This is a genomic window from Clostridium bornimense (assembly GCF_018917145.1).
In the GTDB taxonomy this organism is placed as follows: domain Bacteria; phylum Bacillota; class Clostridia; order Clostridiales; family Clostridiaceae; genus Clostridium_AN; species Clostridium_AN bornimense_A.
On sequence record NZ_JAHLOD010000016.1, the window covers coordinates 13,497 to 28,827 of the forward strand.

The window sequence follows — 15,331 nt, forward strand, 5'->3', positions numbered from 1 at the left end:
TCATGGTTTTATTGGATTCTTTACGCTTCCAGTTCCATCTGAGCCACTTCCATTTTGCTCCCATCCTGGATTATTTTCTTGAGTAGCTCTAATTTCGAAAAGATTAGATATATTTAAATCAGTAACAGCTCCAACTCCACCATCTGCATTTTGATATTCATTACCTGTAGTAAGTGGCAATTCTAATCTAACAGTTACAAGTTGTGATTTTGTTGATGCCAATGTTGCTAAATCCACTTGTGCTCCAGTAGCTAGATTTTCCATATTAACTTCTGAATCATTTACATATAGCTTCCAACCAGCATTATTTAATTTAGTTATTTCATTAACGGCATTTTGATTACTAACTACGTTCAATTGTGCTTTTATTGTTATATTACTATTATTAGTTATTAATAAACCTGTTTGACCTAAATCATTTTTAGTTCCAAGGACTATTGCATCACCAGGTCTTGTATATTGAATATTTGTATCAGTAAATGGAGCTCCTATAGTGGCTCTTTCAAGTCCGCTAGTATCCCCGTCATATGCTTTCTTTACAACTCCTGTTATATCAGGACTAGCATTGGTTCTTTCATATGTAGCTAACTCTGCAGTATCTGTTGGTAATGACGGATTGCTCTTTCTTACTACATCATAAGACCAATCGTTAACAGCAGTAGCATCATTTGTTGCTTGAGCTATAACTTCAACCTTACCATTAGTTATTTGAATTTTTTGTAATGATTCACCTTTAGAATCTGTGATATCATTTGTCTTATTTGTGAAATATGCAAAGGATGTAGCTATTCCTACGATCATTATTATCCCCAACAATAACACAATAACTTTTTTCTTTCTCATAATTTAAAACCCCCTATTTATTTGTGCTTTTTTCTCTAAAAATAAAATCATATATAAAAATGAATATTATTATAGCAGCTATAGTTACTAGTCCCACCTTTGATATAGCAAATGAAATTATGTACCCAATCTTTGGTATTGAAAATGCAAACTTTCCTATTACATCATTTTTATTAATAGGTGTATCTTCAAGATTATTATTATCTCCCTTAGTAGTAATACTATCTCCATTAATCTCTTTAATTCTATGAGTAGCTACCATATTGTCTTTAGTAAATGTTATAATATCGCCTTCTTTTAATTTATCTACATCTGTCTTTTTTACTAAAATAAAATCTCCTGGATTAATTTTCGGCTTCATACTAGGTGTTACAATTACATAAGATCTATATTTTATTACACTATATATCTTGTCTGATTTACTAGACAAACTAGTTGCAAGCCCTATCAATAGTAATGCTACTGCTATTACAAATATCAGGTTTCCTAAGATTTTAATACCTTTTTTCATAATCTCACCTTCTTTTTTATATAAATAGTAAACTGATTAATGATAACATTTACATTCTATTTGAATATAATAGTTTTCCAATTATTAATTATATATTAATGTATCTTTTGGTAAATTATATAATTATTTTCTACTTATTTCAAGACTTTTTTCTATCATTCTTTCAGAAAAATTTTTATATAATTTTAAATTTATTTAAAATTATATTTAAAACCAATTATTATCCTATTTTTATCAAAAAAAATAATTAATAAAATGTTACATATAACATTAACTTTCTTTCTTTTTCACACTTTTGCAATAAATATATCCACTTTTGTTTTTTCCACTTTTTTCATAATATAGAAAATAAATTTTTTTGTAATTTACAACAATGCTATTTGAAATTGATATAATCGTTATGTAAAACTAAGTCCCTATCATATAAATAAACGCTAAAAGGGAGTTGTCGCACAAAGGAGTAAAATCAGAATACGGCATTTTTTTAGAAAAATAGAGGTGCAAGGCACAGGTAGATATCAGAGCACAAGTATGAAGTCACAAGGCACAGTTTATGAAAAACAACACTTAAGCACAATAGTTTTACATATGCACTAAATATATAATTGTAATTCGACGTCCACAGGACTTATAATATTTTCCCTTTAGGGAAAATTAACCTTCACTATTCTCTATTCACTATAAAAAAAAGAGGTATCGCTAACAATTTTTTATTTGTTAATGCGACACCTTCTTCTTTATAAGAACTTTATATTTCACTAACTTATATTATTATTTTCTTGCGTTATTTTTGCTTTTATCTCACTATTAAATTTCAACTTAAATCCCTTTTCAGATATAGTATCTATACTGCCCTTAGAATATAACTTTAAATTATAGTCAATATTATAATAAAATCCTGGTTCAACTTTTAATGATATATCATCTATTGAATATTTTTCACCAGACTTTATTATTTTAATTTCTTTTACTATAGGTTCACCAACCGGTATATTAGTACCTTGCTTGTATTTATTTATTAATATACTACCTGTAAATTTTATTTTTGCACTTATTATTGGTTCCTCACCTGTTGGTAGCATATTTACATTCAATGTGACTATATCTCCTGAATTAACATGATATATGGTGCTTACTCTTGTGGTATATAGAGGATGCGTAATTTTTAAAATTACTTGCCCTGGTGCCACCTTATCGATATAATAATATCCATTTTCATCAGTTATCACATTGCCTTCTATTCCACTACCTGTAATTACTGCCCCTTTTATAGGATTTCCTTCATTATCTAATATTCTACCTTCTATACCAGCACTTCTATCTATAGTTCCATTAACAGTGATTTTTGCAAAATCTATTGAGTATGAATCACCACTAGCTACATCCCCTAGCTTAATATCGGTACCATCGTAATTTTTCCCAACAACAGTTCCATCCTCTTTTTTCATCCCTGTATATATAGTGCCATCCCTAGGATCATCTACTTTTAATAATAATCCATCTCCACCATTTTCTATATACTTTAAGAATCGTTTTGGTACTTCAAATGTAACTAAATTTCCTCTTGGTCCATGTTGATCTATATTATTAATTATCTCTTCAAATTCAGGTACTCTAACCTCTGGATACTTATCATTACCTTCCACTGCAAGAGTAACTTGATATTTATTTGTAGATTTAGCTGAAAAAGAAGATATTCTCCATTCTGCATCATCGGCTTTATACTCCTTAAAATCCTCTGATGGCTGTGGTTGAACATCATCAAACATTACTTGAATAGTTGCACTAGAAACTTTTTTATCTTTATCTTCTTCTCTAATTTTATCTTTATAGATAAATTTTAATGGCTCAACTTTTTGCATAGTCCCCCAATCTACCCCGTCAAAAATATGCGTTTTTTGATGTCCTAAAGTTGTATTAGTATAGCCATCAAAAAATATCTCTCCATTATCCTCTTCTAGTTCTCCAACTTTATTAGTATCTATATTCCATCTTTTATCATAAAACTTACTCTCGTGTGTCCAAGTACCATCTTTCTTTTTGTAAAAGTATCCACCAAAACTACATCCTTCACCACTTTGCGGATTGATAGTATTCCACTTTAATGGCCACTTATAAGCTTCCGTATTCCAATTTCCATCTTCACCAAAAGTAATTCCTGATTTAGTTGTATATAATAATGAACTCCATGTGTTACCAAACCCACCACTACTAGTTCTATTAAAAAAATTATAAAATCCCGTATTTACCATCTTTCTATCTGTTCCTTGCACATCTCCGCTATCTTCAGGATATACATCTAAATTATGAACTGGTGTAATTTGCGTAAATGGATCTATACCTTCATATCCAAAACCTAAATTGTCTATATCGCCTACCAATAAATCAAAACCCATCATATCTTCTCTATGATCTACATCAACATTGTCATCACCAATATTAGGGTCTCCTTCTCTCGTTCCGCCTACCTTTTCTCCCGTAAAATTTAAACTCAAACTTAAGTTAGATGTTAAATTAGATTTATTTGTTACCTTTACCCCTTTATAACTTACCTCTAATCCATCTTCAGGATTAACAACACTACCTTCAACATCTTTGCTATCACCATATTGCCACTTACTATCGGCAGTGTTTATCTCAACTTTACTATTCCCATTAGTTATATACATCTTATTAATCGGATTGTTATTACGATTTTTCATCTTAACTCTAGCATTAAAATAACTATATCCTATATTAACAGTACAAAGCGATGTAATAATCATGATGGTAATAGCAATTTTCTTTCCCTTCACTCTACCATCACCTCTCATATAATAAATAAATCATATAAACTTATTTATCATACTCTACTTCTAATGTAGATATTTCTGAAGTTGATTCATTGCTAAAATACCCATAACTAGCACTTACTGAAACCCCCATAAAAATTATCGATGCTAAGAGTAATAAAATTTTTATTCTAAATTTTGACTTACTCATACATCGTCACCCCTTTTATATATCTTTGGAACCATTAGCAATAATGTTCCAAAAATAATTATTGCTAATGATCCTATAAGTAAATTTGTGCTACTAAGGCTTGAACCAGTTTGAGTAATAAACCTTGGCATATCTATATTAGTATCTTCTACTACTTTAAATGCTCTTGGATATAAGATATATTCATATCTCTTATTTTGATATGAATTTCCTGCCATTGCATTGAAATTTATATTAATACAAAAATCAACTTTTGAATTTAAATCCATGAATATAGGTTTATCTAATACTATTGTTTTTTTAGCTAATTCATTAATAGTTCCTGAATATAATTTTTCTTTTCCCATATTTATTGTTACATTATATTCATCATCTAATATACCTTCCTTAATAGCTTCATCAATAGAATATTCTTTATCTGTATTAATATCCTTAATTACAGTTCTATCAAAACTTATACTTTCTAAAAAACATTTTTCTTTCCAAACATTTTTTATAACAAAATCCTTTCTTATCTCATCTGTAGGTCGCCAAACACCGTCTTCTTCTATGCTATATATATTTTCTGCCCTAGCTATTATAGGATTTGTAACTATAACTAACATAATCAGCAAAAACTTAATTATGCCCGATTTCTTCTTACTCATAGTTCACCTCCTCAGACAAAAATACAATGTTTACTATGGTTGAATTGGATTTGTAACAGTTCCTGTTCCATTTGCTCCAGATCCATCTTCATTCCATCCTGGATTATTTTCTTGAGTTGCTCTAATTTCAAATATCTTACTTATATCAAATCCTTGCTCAGCATTTGTTGCAACTGCCTTATTTTGATATGTATTTCCAGTAGCTAATGGTAATTCTAATCTTACATCAACTACTTGTGACTTCTTACCAGCTATTGATGCTAAATCCACCTTTATTCCTGATGCTAAATCTACCTTTTTACCATTTACATATAACTCCCATCCTGCATCAGTTACCTTCTTAAGTTCCGCCTTTGCTACATCATCATTTAAAACATTTAATTGTGCCTTAATTGTTAAATTACTATTGTTTTTAATTTTTAATCCTAATTCTCCATTATCATTTTTTGTTCCTAATACTATTGCGTCTCCTGGTCTAGTATATTGAATCTCTGTTGGAAGTGATGAACCTATCTTTGCTCTTTCTAGTCCATTTGCAGTTTCCTTTTCAGTTGCATTTATATCTGGACTGGCATTTTTAGCTTTAAAGTCATCATTATAAACAATCTCTGTACCATCGGCATTTTTACTATACTTTACTACATCATATGACCAATCTAGTGAGTCTTCTCCTTCTGAAGTAACTTCTGCTAAAACCTCTACTTGTCCATTAGTAATTTGAATTTTTTGAAGTGCATCTCCATTTGCATCAGTTATATTGTTTGACTTGTTAGTAAAATAAGCAAATGATGTTGCTATTCCTGCTATTATTGTTGTTCCTAATAATAATGCAATAATCTTTTTCTTTCTCATAAAAACTCCTCCTAAGATTTAAAACAATCAATTTTTTAATTGTTTTTACTTTTTTTATTTTCTTTAAAAATAAAATCATATATAAAAATAAATATGATTACGCAACCTATTGTCACCATTCCTATTAAAGATGTTGCAAAAGCAAAAACATACCCTATTTTGGGAATAGCAAAAGAAAACTCCCCTATTATTTCTTTTTTGTCTGTTGGATAATCTTCAGTATTATTACTGTCCCCTTTTGTTGTAATTGTATTTTTATCAACTTTAACAACTCTATGTGTTGCTACCATATCCTCATTTTTAAAAGTTATAATATCTCCTTCTTTAATCTTATCTACATCAACTTTTCTTACGAAAATCAAATCACCAGGATTAATTGCTGGTTTCATACTAGGACTTACAATTATATAAGTTCTATATTTTACGATATTATATACTTTATCTGATTTTGCTGATAAATTTCCTACAAGCCCTATTACCATCAAGATTATAATTAATGTAAAAATTGTATTACCTAATCCCCTAAAAAACTTTTTCATAACACCATACCTAATCACAAATCATAAATTTTTACCTTTATTGGTAAATTATATAATTATTTTTATACCATTTCAATGATAAAAATAGTGCTTTTTTTGATAACTTTTACCATTTTATTACATAAACTAAAAAAAGACAGTCAAACTTTTGGTTCAACTGTCTTTTGAAAGTATATATTTTTTATCAAATAACTCCTATAGATGACAAAAATACTATAATCAATAAGATAGGAGTCACAAATTTAATTATTGCATATGAAATTCCTGCTGCTAAAGTATTATTTAAAGTTCCTCCATTAGACATTTCATCTAAGAAATCTTTTTTATTAATAAACCATCCTATAAAAATAGCAATTAATAATCCTCCTAATGGTAAAAATATACTAGATGTTATTTTATCAAACAAATCAAACAGTGGATATTGATTTAAAACTCCGCCGCTTACTGTCATAGATGTTATTGCTGAAACAATAAATGTAATACTTGTAATCATGATAACAGCTTTTGTTCTATCCATATTTTTTTCTTCTGTGAAATATGCTACAAGAACTTCCATCATAGATATTATTGCCATTGTAGAAGCAAACGCCGCTGTTAAAAAGAATGCAACTATTAACACTGATCCACCTGGAATTTTTGAAAATATAAGTGGAATTGTTTCAAATAATAATGATGGACCAGAACTTGGATCTAATCCAAAAGAAAACACTGCTGGGAAAATAGCTAGTCCAGCTAATAATGAAACTAAAGTGTCTGAAATTATAACTTTAGCTGCATTTCCATATAAATTACTATCTTTAGTGTAGTAACTTGCATAAGTAGCCATTGTTCCCATTCCTAAAGATAATTTAAAAAATGATAATCCTAATGCTGATACTATTACAGCCATATTTACCTTTGAAAAGTCTGGCTTAAATAAAAATTCTATTCCTTCTTTTGCTCCTGGCAACGTTAATGATTTTATTGTACAAATAACTAATAATATCAATAATATAGGCATTAAAACTTTTGTTACTTTCTCAATTCCTTTTTTCACACCAGAAATTAAAATTACTGATACTACTACTAATACAACAAATACCCACATTGCTGGAGGGAAAATTGCTGTAGTGTGACTGGTAAAAATTTCCTTTACCCCTTCAGTAGTTACATCTTTAAATATTCCTTTTATAGATTTAAACACATAAGAATATACCCATCCCGATACTACTGCATAAAAAAATGCTATCATAGCTGTTGATATCATCCCTAAATACCCAATGCTCTTAAATGCTTTTTTGTCTGATAAAGTTGTTACTGCTCCCATTACATTTTTCTTTGTTCTTCTTCCCATGAAAAATTCACAAAGCATAACAGGTAACCCTACAATTGCTATACATAATAAATATATAAGAATAAATGCTGCTCCACCATTACTACCGGTTAGATACGGAAACAACCATATATTCCCTAAACCTACTGCGGAACTTAATGTAACTAAAAATACTGCAAGTCCCGATGAAAAACCTTCTCTCTGCTTCATATTAACTTCTTCCTTCCTACTATACTACTGTGTTAATTATTATGTGTTTACAGATATTATACTTATTTTATTCATTTTTATCAATAATAAGACATTTTTCATTCTTTTTTTATACAATTTTGTATTTTTATAATATTCATTTGAACTTTCCATTTATTTGGATTAAAATATAATTAATAAATTTTACTTTAGGGAGGTATTTTTATGTGGGAAAAATCTGTATCAATCAATGATATTAATGAAATTAGAACAAAGACAAATTTATATCTTGGAATAGGAGCAATATCTAAAATTAACGATATAGCAAAAGAATTATCTACAAAAGGTATAAAGAAGGTTATCCTTTTAACCGGTAAATCTTCTTATATAAAAAATGGTGCTTGGGGTCATGTAGAACCAGCATTAAAAAATAACGGTATTGAATATTTACTATTTAATAAAATAACTCCAAATCCTAATTCTTATGATTGTGATGAAGCAACTAAGCTTTCTATAGAATTTGGAGCACAAGCTGTTATTGGAATTGGTGGTGGAAGTCCTATAGATTCAGCTAAAACCGTTGCAATTATGTCTTGCTATCCAGAATATACTACCTCTGATTTATATGAATTAAAATTTACACCTGAAAAAGCATTACCTATTATAGCTATAAATACTACTCACGGTACTGGTAGTGAAGTTAATAGATTTGCTGTTGTAAGTCTTCTTGATAAGAATTACAAACCTGCTATCGCTTATGATGTATGCTATCCTTTATATTCAATTGATGATGCCAAACTTATGACAGGTCTTTCAAAAAATCAAACTTCATACACTGCAGTAGATGCTGTAAATCACGTAATTGAAGCATGTACATCTCTTGTTGCCAGCCCTTACTGTATGTTACTTGCAAAAGAAACTATTCGATTAGTTACAAAATATCTACCTAAAGCCTTAGAAAACGGTGAAGATTTAGAAGCACGATATTATCTAACTTATGCTTCAATGATTGCTGGAACATGTTTTGACAATGGTATGCTTCACTTAACTCATGCACTTGAACATCCACTAAGTGCCGTAAAACCAGATTTAGCTCATGGTTTAGGTCTTGGAGTTATTCTTCCCGCAGTTATAAGAGCTATTTATCCAGCTAGACCAGAAGTATTAGCTGAAATCCTTGAACCAATAGCTCCAGGATTAAAAGGAATTGCTGATGAAACTGAAGTTGCAGTTGAAAAAGTTAAGACTTGGTTACAATCAGTAGGTGTTACTGATACATTAACAACCTTAGGTTTTACAGAAAATGATGTAAAAAAATTAGTAGATCTTTCATTTAATACACCTAGTCTAGACTCCCTTTTAGGTCTAGCTCCAGTTAAAGCTACAAAAGAATTAGTGGAAGGAATTTATTCTCAATCATTATAAAAAATAAGGTATCGCATTAACATATAAAAAGTTGTTAGCGATACCTTCTTTTATATTATTGCACAGATAAGGGCACAAGGCACAGGTAGGGAATTTCATCCATACCTGTGCCCTGTTCCTTCATACTTGTGCCATGGCATTCTATTTTATAAAAAATATATCGGTAACAAACTTTCATTTGTTACTATGATCTCTCTTTAGCTAAATTATAAATTATTACTGCCCTTCTCCAGGCTTTTGATTTATCTTATTAATCTTTTTCTGCCTCTTCTCTGCTAACTTTCTTTCTTTCTCTTGAATTTTCTTATTCTTCTTATCTTCTTTTGCCTTACGTTTCTCTTCTTTCTCTTTTGCTTTTTTCTTATCTTCTTGTGCTTTTTCACCAGTATAATATCTTCTTATTCTTCTCGTATTTATATCGGCAATACACATAGATAAAAAATTTATTGTTATTGCTAATAAAATTATAATTTCTATATTGAACTTCTTTATTATTGTATCCATAACTGTGTCCGGTTTTAAAAATAATATTATAAACATATCTACGAATCCTATATAATATAGTAATTCTTGAACAATTCTATTTTTATTAGTAAGTATCTTGTTAAATTTACTATTTTTATATTTTTCATTCTTCATCTTTTCAACATCTTCTGGTAGTTCAAAACATGTTGCTATACTTATAATTAACGCTCCTATTGCCAATCCAAATATTGATTTTTCATCTATTTCTATATAATCACACACACTTAATATTGTTAATACTGAAAAAACAACAACCATAAGTCTCTTATTCTTACTCATCAAAACCCACCTCCTTTTTTGCATTATTATACATTATTCGCCTTATTTATTCAAGTTTTTACATTATATAGAGATAAGATGAAATATCATACTCTATTTTTATTAATATAAAAGCATGTTGCAAAACTATCCATTACAACATGCTCTTAAATTTATTCACTTTATATATATTAATAATCTTATTTCTTTCTATTTTGTTTCTTTTCTAATTCTCTTCTCATCTTCTTTTTCTTATTAATTATGTATGTAAATATTAATATTATACACATTACTACGCTTACATAAATTTCACACACACTTTTAACATCGGATACATTATTGGGATATAAATATGCCAAACCATCATAAATTGGTATTGTTGTGATAAAAAGACTTAATAATATTAACGCAACTAATATATTTTTCTTCTCCTCTTTTGTTGGCTTACCTAATTTAATCAATAATAAAAAGCTTCCTATAACTAACCCATATGCTATAATAATTTGTACTAAACGAGGAAACTTTCTAAGCCCCACTTTTTTCTGAATAATCATAGTAATAATAGCTACTGTCCAACATATTTTTTCTTTTTTATTCATCTTAAATCTACCTTTAATAAGTACCTTCCAAAATAAATAACTGTATTGGAAAATTACCTCCCCTTAGATCAAATTACAAATTATTTTTCTAGCCCTTTTTGGTTTATATAATTCTTATGTGTTTTAGTTTGTGGTTTTACTATGCAAAATTGACCAATTGAAATTATAGCCATAATTAAAGAAATCACATCATATCCATAAGTTTTTAAAATATATGCCCATGGTGAGCATATTCCTAAAATTAATATGGATATCTCTAATAATATATCTATGTCTTTTCCAGACTTAAACTTTCTTACAATTAAATATGTAAATCTTATTATTACAGCAATTATTAATTCAGCTGCTAAAATTGTCATAACACTAAACTCATCTATAAAAATTGATCCTAATATAGCTATTATTCCACCTATACTTGCTCCTATAACTTGAATCTTTGTTTCATTTTTCATAAAATTATCTACTTTAAGTTTCGTAGATATTAGACTACATTAACCATAATAAGTATATTATATCTTGCTTCCACCATTTTGGGTATATATTCCACATTTCATTCACTTGTTCCACTTTTTACTCATTTTATCTCTTATATAGGATTTAATATTTAATTGTTTCACTTTCTCCATATATTTTCAATCAAAATTACTATTGAATAACCTTGTTTCTAAATTATTATACGTATCTTTTCTTTTTAGTTTTTATACTTTTTTTTCTTTTATCTTCTTTTTTATCAAAATCTATATTAGTTAATATATAATATTTAAGTAAATATCCTACTGAACAACTAAATCCTAACGCAATAAATAGAAATCCTAATGCTACAAATACTAATATTCCATCTTCACTAGCATCACTTAATAATATACTTGCAAAAGACATTCCTAATGCCCCTCCAGCAAAAGCTACTGAATATATCATTGATGTATTACCTTTTACATTTTTAAATGCATCATTTTTTATATTTTTAATTCCTAATTTTATAAAAACATTCATGCTTATTATCATAAAAATAATAAATGAAATCAATAATATTATTCTCACATTATTGTTCCATGCGAGAATTTTATATGAGATAACAACGCATATAAATGCAATCACTACCCCTTGTACACCTCGATATAAATTTGTATTTGCCATATCTATCTCTTTAATTCTCAATACTCTTACAGATATATATGTATAATATATAACTAAACTCATTACTAATATAGTAGTTATTATTGGATTAGCACCTAATATAGAAGTCATTATACCAACTATCCACATTAATAAAATATCCCTAACTATTTTATATCTTTTTTGTGGTATGTAATTATGATTAATAAATGATTCCAACTTTTCACTATCTATTTCTTCAATGTTTAACATACCTTTTAATTTAATAAATATCTTTTCCATACCCCACCTCTTTAACCTTTATAAAAATATCGAAACTAGTATTAATATTGCTACAAGAACTATTATTGTTGGAACAGTAATTGATAATATCTTCTTAGCTTCTTCTACCTTATATCTTCCTTTAATCCCTTTTATATAAACCATTATCGCTGAAGTAATAAATAACTGAAGTATTCCAGCAATCAACCAAATTATTTGTTCTTTAGGCGGTGCATCTATAAAAATCGGAATCGCACCCATTATACACATTATAAATATAGAAACTCCTATAAGAAATATTGGTAATAATTTTCGATCTCTTATATAAGCTATAAGAAAAATTATCAATATAACTAACCCACCCCATATAGGAAAAGGTATTTTATTATCACCTTTCTCTGACATTGCAATCATACACCCTGCAATCCCCGATATTGCTCCTAATTTGCCCATATCTTTAATATTTATATCTTTTTTCATATGTATCCTCCCAATAACAGCATATTAATATAAAGTGAATCAATACTATCTACACCCTCCAGTTATTTTTCTACCCACTTTTGCCTTCTTTTTTTATAGCTCTAAATTTTTTCTACTCAAATATTGATGCAAAAAATTCCTTCTGACCCATACATTTATTAATAGAACGCCATCGAAGTTTAGATGCACAAATTAAAGTACCATTATATTCGTTTATGTCATCCTCAGATAAACCGCCACAATCACACCAGTAAATACCATCTTCTTTTAAAATCATAGTTGAATCAAGTATTTCACAAGTATATTTATCATCCACAGGAAATAACTTTAAATATTTTAATCCTTCAAATTCCATTTCAATCATAGAAAAATCTTCGAATTGACATTGTATAATAACATTTAACACTCTACGATCATTTATAGGATACATGGATAGTTCCTCATTAACATATGCTCCACTTAAATATTTTAATTCTTTTATACAACTATCATGAAAATATCCAACCCTCTCCATGAAGTTTCTTAAGTCATTATCATCAATAATTTCATTCCACATCACTATTTTTCTCTCCATTTTTATCTATATCTTTACATAATTACTATAAATTATATATAGTTCTTTTTGTATTTGCAACAATGCAAAAAAGGTTATTCCATATAACTTTAGAATTTCATGATATTGTATTATGATTTATTTTTACCAATATAAAAGCATGTTGCAAAACTACCAATTACAACATGCTTTTAAAATTATTCGCTTTCTATATATATCAATAATTATATTTCTAAATATTCACCAAGTTCTTTACACCTTAAATAATTATTATCAAATATTAAATCTAACTCTAATGATTCGGAATCATTTCCCCATCTAAATATAACATCACCCTTTTTACATAACTTAGTTGATAAATTAAAATAGTCTATACTCATATTCTTTTTATTATATTCAACAAAAGAATAATAAAAAATCTCTTTTATCGAATCATATGTAAGCATATTTTCATTTCTACTAGCGATAAGCATAAAATTCTTTGCATCCTCACTTATTAAATTTAACACCTGATCAATCTGGTGCAAATTTACTTCTGCAATACTAAACCAATTAACACCTGTTTCTAAGATAAATTTAATTTCTGATCCAAGCACAAAATTGCTGATATCTATATGATTCTGTACAATTTTCCAAACTTTTTTATAATCAGAAATCTTAGAATTCACATTATAACCATTAATATTGGCTAACAAATATAATTTGTATCCTTTTAACTTAGGTAATAAGAGTAACTTTATTATTTTCATACTACACATCTTAATAAATTGTCTTTTTTCACTTATACTAAAAATTTTATCACCATTAATACTAGCTACAGCTAAGTTTAATTTCCTCTTATCAACATCTTTAAATGCTTTATTATCATCTAAATACAAATAATCACATAAGTTTTCACATAATTCTAAGTAAGTTTTCATAAATCTCCCCAATCTCCTATTACAGTATGATTATAAGGAATCTTCGCATGTCCTAAAATATTTGATAATTTATATCTATTTCCATTACTTACAACATATATTATGAAGGTTATTTATATCCCAAATCACTTCCTGATTTTGAAAAGAATAGATAATATAAATAAATCCATATAACCAGTATTGAGATTACAAATAGTATTTTTAAAACCCATTCATATAAACTTATCTTAACTATATCAACTTCAGATCCATCTTGATTTACTAATACAACCTTACTATAACCAAAATAACTAGATAATCTATATTCTGAACCATCATCTAAAGTTACTATTTTTCTTCTTGCCTTAATACTTCTATAATTACTTATTATCTCATCTTTTTCATATTCTTTGTATATAATTATATGCAGTTTTTACCATAAGCTTTGCTATTAGAAATCTTCCAAGTTATATTTATTTATCCTGTTACCAATATTTGTATCTATAGAAATACCTAAATCCTCTAGTTTTTTTATACACAACTTAATAAATAATATTACTAAAATTATAAACGAAATCATTTGAATCAACCTAAAAATTGTTATATAAATTGGTACTCTGTATATTGTTCTTGAATTTCCCTTTTGATCCTCACATTTTACAGTAGTGAAATAAAACTTATTAGACAGAGTATATATTTTCGAATTACGTTTAATGACTTTTACTTCTCTATCATCTGTATAATCTAAAATTTTATCACTTATTATCATTCCATCCAATCTACAAATTAATTCAGTACTTTCTATTGCTATTATCAGATTTTCATTCTCATCTATTCTAAAAATGAAACTTTGGTCTCTTCCTAAACTATAAGATCTAATAAATTTAACTTCTTTATTATATACATTTATTTTTCCTACTACACCTATGTATATATTTTCCTCACTATCTATAGCTAATCCATGAACATACATAGGAAATCCTTCCTTGTGACTAATAATATTATCTTGTTTATCTTCGCTCCCTAATCCTCTTAATACACATATGACGGCTATTACTTGAATAACTATTAAAATAACAAACCATGTAGCTTTTATATCTTCTTTTTTCATTTATATTCTACCTCAGTGATACTTTTAATTAATATATTCATATACACTTTTACCATCTAGGCATAAAATTACATAATTACTATAAATTATACGCACTTTTTTCTTCTCTTTTCAATAATATAAGCAAAATTATTTTCATTTGTAATTAATACTACATTTTTATATCCACATTTTTTACACATCTCTTTTCTTATTCTCTATGTTTTTATCCATATTTTAAATACAAAAG

Annotated in this window: 17 protein-coding genes; 1 reads left to right on the plus strand and 16 read right to left on the minus strand. The window is 27.7% G+C overall.

Features of this window, described 5'->3' with window-relative positions:
- The 8 genes from KQI30_RS07450 to KQI30_RS07485 all read right to left on the minus strand — a co-directional run bounded on the left by KQI30_RS07450 (position 1) and on the right by KQI30_RS07485 (position 7,896).
- Positions 1-843, minus strand: coding sequence for a hypothetical protein (locus KQI30_RS07450; RefSeq protein WP_216462675.1), 843 nt, complete (start codon positions 841-843; stop codon positions 1-3).
- A gap of 13 nt (positions 844-856) precedes the next feature.
- Positions 857-1,354, minus strand: a complete 498-nt coding sequence (locus KQI30_RS07455; RefSeq protein ID WP_216462676.1) for a signal peptidase I — start codon at positions 1,352-1,354, stop codon at positions 857-859.
- 758 nt (positions 1,355-2,112) lie between these two features.
- Complete coding sequence (locus KQI30_RS17515; RefSeq protein ID WP_216462677.1) at positions 2,113-4,149, minus strand: carboxypeptidase-like regulatory domain-containing protein; 2,037 nt, start codon at positions 4,147-4,149, stop codon at positions 2,113-2,115.
- 40 nt (positions 4,150-4,189) lie between these two features.
- On the minus strand, positions 4,190-4,336 hold the full coding sequence (locus KQI30_RS07465) for a hypothetical protein (RefSeq protein ID WP_216462678.1): 147 nt from the start codon (positions 4,334-4,336) through the stop codon (positions 4,190-4,192).
- On the minus strand, positions 4,333-4,983 hold the full coding sequence (locus KQI30_RS07470; protein ID WP_216462679.1) for a hypothetical protein: 651 nt from the start codon (positions 4,981-4,983) through the stop codon (positions 4,333-4,335). The genes KQI30_RS07465 and KQI30_RS07470 overlap by 4 nt, the downstream gene beginning before the upstream one ends.
- Positions 4,984-5,016: 33 nt before the next feature.
- Positions 5,017-5,835, minus strand: a complete 819-nt coding sequence (locus KQI30_RS07475) for a hypothetical protein (RefSeq protein ID WP_216462680.1) — start codon at positions 5,833-5,835, stop codon at positions 5,017-5,019.
- A gap of 35 nt (positions 5,836-5,870) precedes the next feature.
- The gene (locus tag KQI30_RS07480) at positions 5,871-6,374 is read right to left on the minus strand and encodes a signal peptidase I (protein WP_216462681.1); all 504 of its coding nucleotides are present in this window, start codon (positions 6,372-6,374) and stop codon (positions 5,871-5,873) included.
- A 184-nt stretch (positions 6,375-6,558) separates the two neighbouring features.
- Positions 6,559-7,896, minus strand: coding sequence for a sodium-dependent transporter (locus KQI30_RS07485; protein WP_216462682.1), 1,338 nt, complete (start codon positions 7,894-7,896; stop codon positions 6,559-6,561).
- A gap of 204 nt (positions 7,897-8,100) precedes the next feature.
- Between KQI30_RS07485 and KQI30_RS07490 the strand changes: the two genes are divergently transcribed.
- Positions 8,101-9,300: an iron-containing alcohol dehydrogenase gene (locus tag KQI30_RS07490; RefSeq protein ID WP_216462683.1), complete on the plus strand. Its 1,200-nt coding sequence runs from the start codon at positions 8,101-8,103 to the stop codon at positions 9,298-9,300.
- Positions 9,301-9,516: 216 nt separating this feature from the next.
- On the opposite strand, the gene KQI30_RS07495 is transcribed toward KQI30_RS07490, so the two are convergent.
- From KQI30_RS07495 to KQI30_RS07530, 8 genes are all read right to left on the minus strand, one after another.
- Positions 9,517-10,104 carry a hypothetical protein gene (locus tag KQI30_RS07495; protein WP_216462684.1) on the minus strand — a complete coding sequence of 196 codons (588 nt, stop codon included), beginning with the start codon at positions 10,102-10,104 and terminating at the stop codon, positions 9,517-9,519.
- A gap of 179 nt (positions 10,105-10,283) precedes the next feature.
- The gene (locus tag KQI30_RS07500; protein ID WP_216462685.1) at positions 10,284-10,682 is read right to left on the minus strand and encodes a hypothetical protein; all 399 of its coding nucleotides are present in this window, start codon (positions 10,680-10,682) and stop codon (positions 10,284-10,286) included.
- A gap of 80 nt (positions 10,683-10,762) precedes the next feature.
- Positions 10,763-11,134: a hypothetical protein gene (locus KQI30_RS07505; protein WP_216462686.1), complete on the minus strand. Its 372-nt coding sequence runs from the start codon at positions 11,132-11,134 to the stop codon at positions 10,763-10,765.
- A gap of 220 nt (positions 11,135-11,354) precedes the next feature.
- Positions 11,355-12,080, minus strand: coding sequence for a hypothetical protein (locus tag KQI30_RS07510; protein WP_216462687.1), 726 nt, complete (start codon positions 12,078-12,080; stop codon positions 11,355-11,357).
- A gap of 18 nt (positions 12,081-12,098) precedes the next feature.
- Entirely contained in the window at positions 12,099-12,539 is a 441-nt protein-coding gene (locus KQI30_RS07515) for a hypothetical protein (RefSeq protein WP_216462688.1), read from the minus strand.
- A gap of 112 nt (positions 12,540-12,651) precedes the next feature.
- Complete coding sequence (locus KQI30_RS07520; RefSeq protein ID WP_216462689.1) at positions 12,652-13,098, minus strand: hypothetical protein; 447 nt, start codon at positions 13,096-13,098, stop codon at positions 12,652-12,654.
- A gap of 218 nt (positions 13,099-13,316) precedes the next feature.
- Positions 13,317-14,012, minus strand: coding sequence for a hypothetical protein (locus tag KQI30_RS07525; protein ID WP_216462690.1), 696 nt, complete (start codon positions 14,010-14,012; stop codon positions 13,317-13,319).
- 430 nt (positions 14,013-14,442) lie between these two features.
- Positions 14,443-15,102 (minus strand): hypothetical protein, encoded by a 660-nt coding sequence (locus tag KQI30_RS07530; RefSeq protein WP_216462691.1) that lies wholly within the window; start codon positions 15,100-15,102, stop codon positions 14,443-14,445.
- Between the last annotated feature and the right edge of the window lie 229 nt (positions 15,103-15,331).

What these genes read in the sequence shown, in the direction of transcription:
- KQI30_RS07450 (WP_216462675.1), bottom strand. Translation starts at nt 843, where the DNA reads ATGAGAAAGAAAAAAGTTATTGTGTTATTGTTGGGGATAATAATGATC.
- KQI30_RS07455 (WP_216462676.1), bottom strand. Translation starts at nt 1,354, where the DNA reads ATGAAAAAAGGTATTAAAATCTTAGGAAACCTGATATTTGTAATAGCA.
- KQI30_RS07465 (WP_216462678.1), bottom strand. Translation starts at nt 4,336, where the DNA reads ATGAGTAAGTCAAAATTTAGAATAAAAATTTTATTACTCTTAGCATCG.
- KQI30_RS07470 (WP_216462679.1), bottom strand. Translation starts at nt 4,983, where the DNA reads ATGAGTAAGAAGAAATCGGGCATAATTAAGTTTTTGCTGATTATGTTA.
- KQI30_RS07475 (WP_216462680.1), bottom strand. Translation starts at nt 5,835, where the DNA reads ATGAGAAAGAAAAAGATTATTGCATTATTATTAGGAACAACAATAATA.
- KQI30_RS07480 (WP_216462681.1), bottom strand. Translation starts at nt 6,374, where the DNA reads ATGAAAAAGTTTTTTAGGGGATTAGGTAATACAATTTTTACATTAATT.
- KQI30_RS07485 (WP_216462682.1), bottom strand. Translation starts at nt 7,896, where the DNA reads ATGAAGCAGAGAGAAGGTTTTTCATCGGGACTTGCAGTATTTTTAGTT.
- KQI30_RS07490 (WP_216462683.1), top strand. Translation starts at nt 8,101, where the DNA reads ATGTGGGAAAAATCTGTATCAATCAATGATATTAATGAAATTAGAACA.
- KQI30_RS07495 (WP_216462684.1), bottom strand. Translation starts at nt 10,104, where the DNA reads ATGAGTAAGAATAAGAGACTTATGGTTGTTGTTTTTTCAGTATTAACA.
- KQI30_RS07500 (WP_216462685.1), bottom strand. Translation starts at nt 10,682, where the DNA reads ATGAATAAAAAAGAAAAAATATGTTGGACAGTAGCTATTATTACTATG.
- KQI30_RS07505 (WP_216462686.1), bottom strand. Translation starts at nt 11,134, where the DNA reads ATGAAAAATGAAACAAAGATTCAAGTTATAGGAGCAAGTATAGGTGGA.
- KQI30_RS07510 (WP_216462687.1), bottom strand. Translation starts at nt 12,080, where the DNA reads ATGGAAAAGATATTTATTAAATTAAAAGGTATGTTAAACATTGAAGAA.
- KQI30_RS07515 (WP_216462688.1), bottom strand. Translation starts at nt 12,539, where the DNA reads ATGAAAAAAGATATAAATATTAAAGATATGGGCAAATTAGGAGCAATA.
- KQI30_RS07525 (WP_216462690.1), bottom strand. Translation starts at nt 14,012, where the DNA reads ATGAAAACTTACTTAGAATTATGTGAAAACTTATGTGATTATTTGTAT.
- KQI30_RS07530 (WP_216462691.1), bottom strand. Translation starts at nt 15,102, where the DNA reads ATGAAAAAAGAAGATATAAAAGCTACATGGTTTGTTATTTTAATAGTT.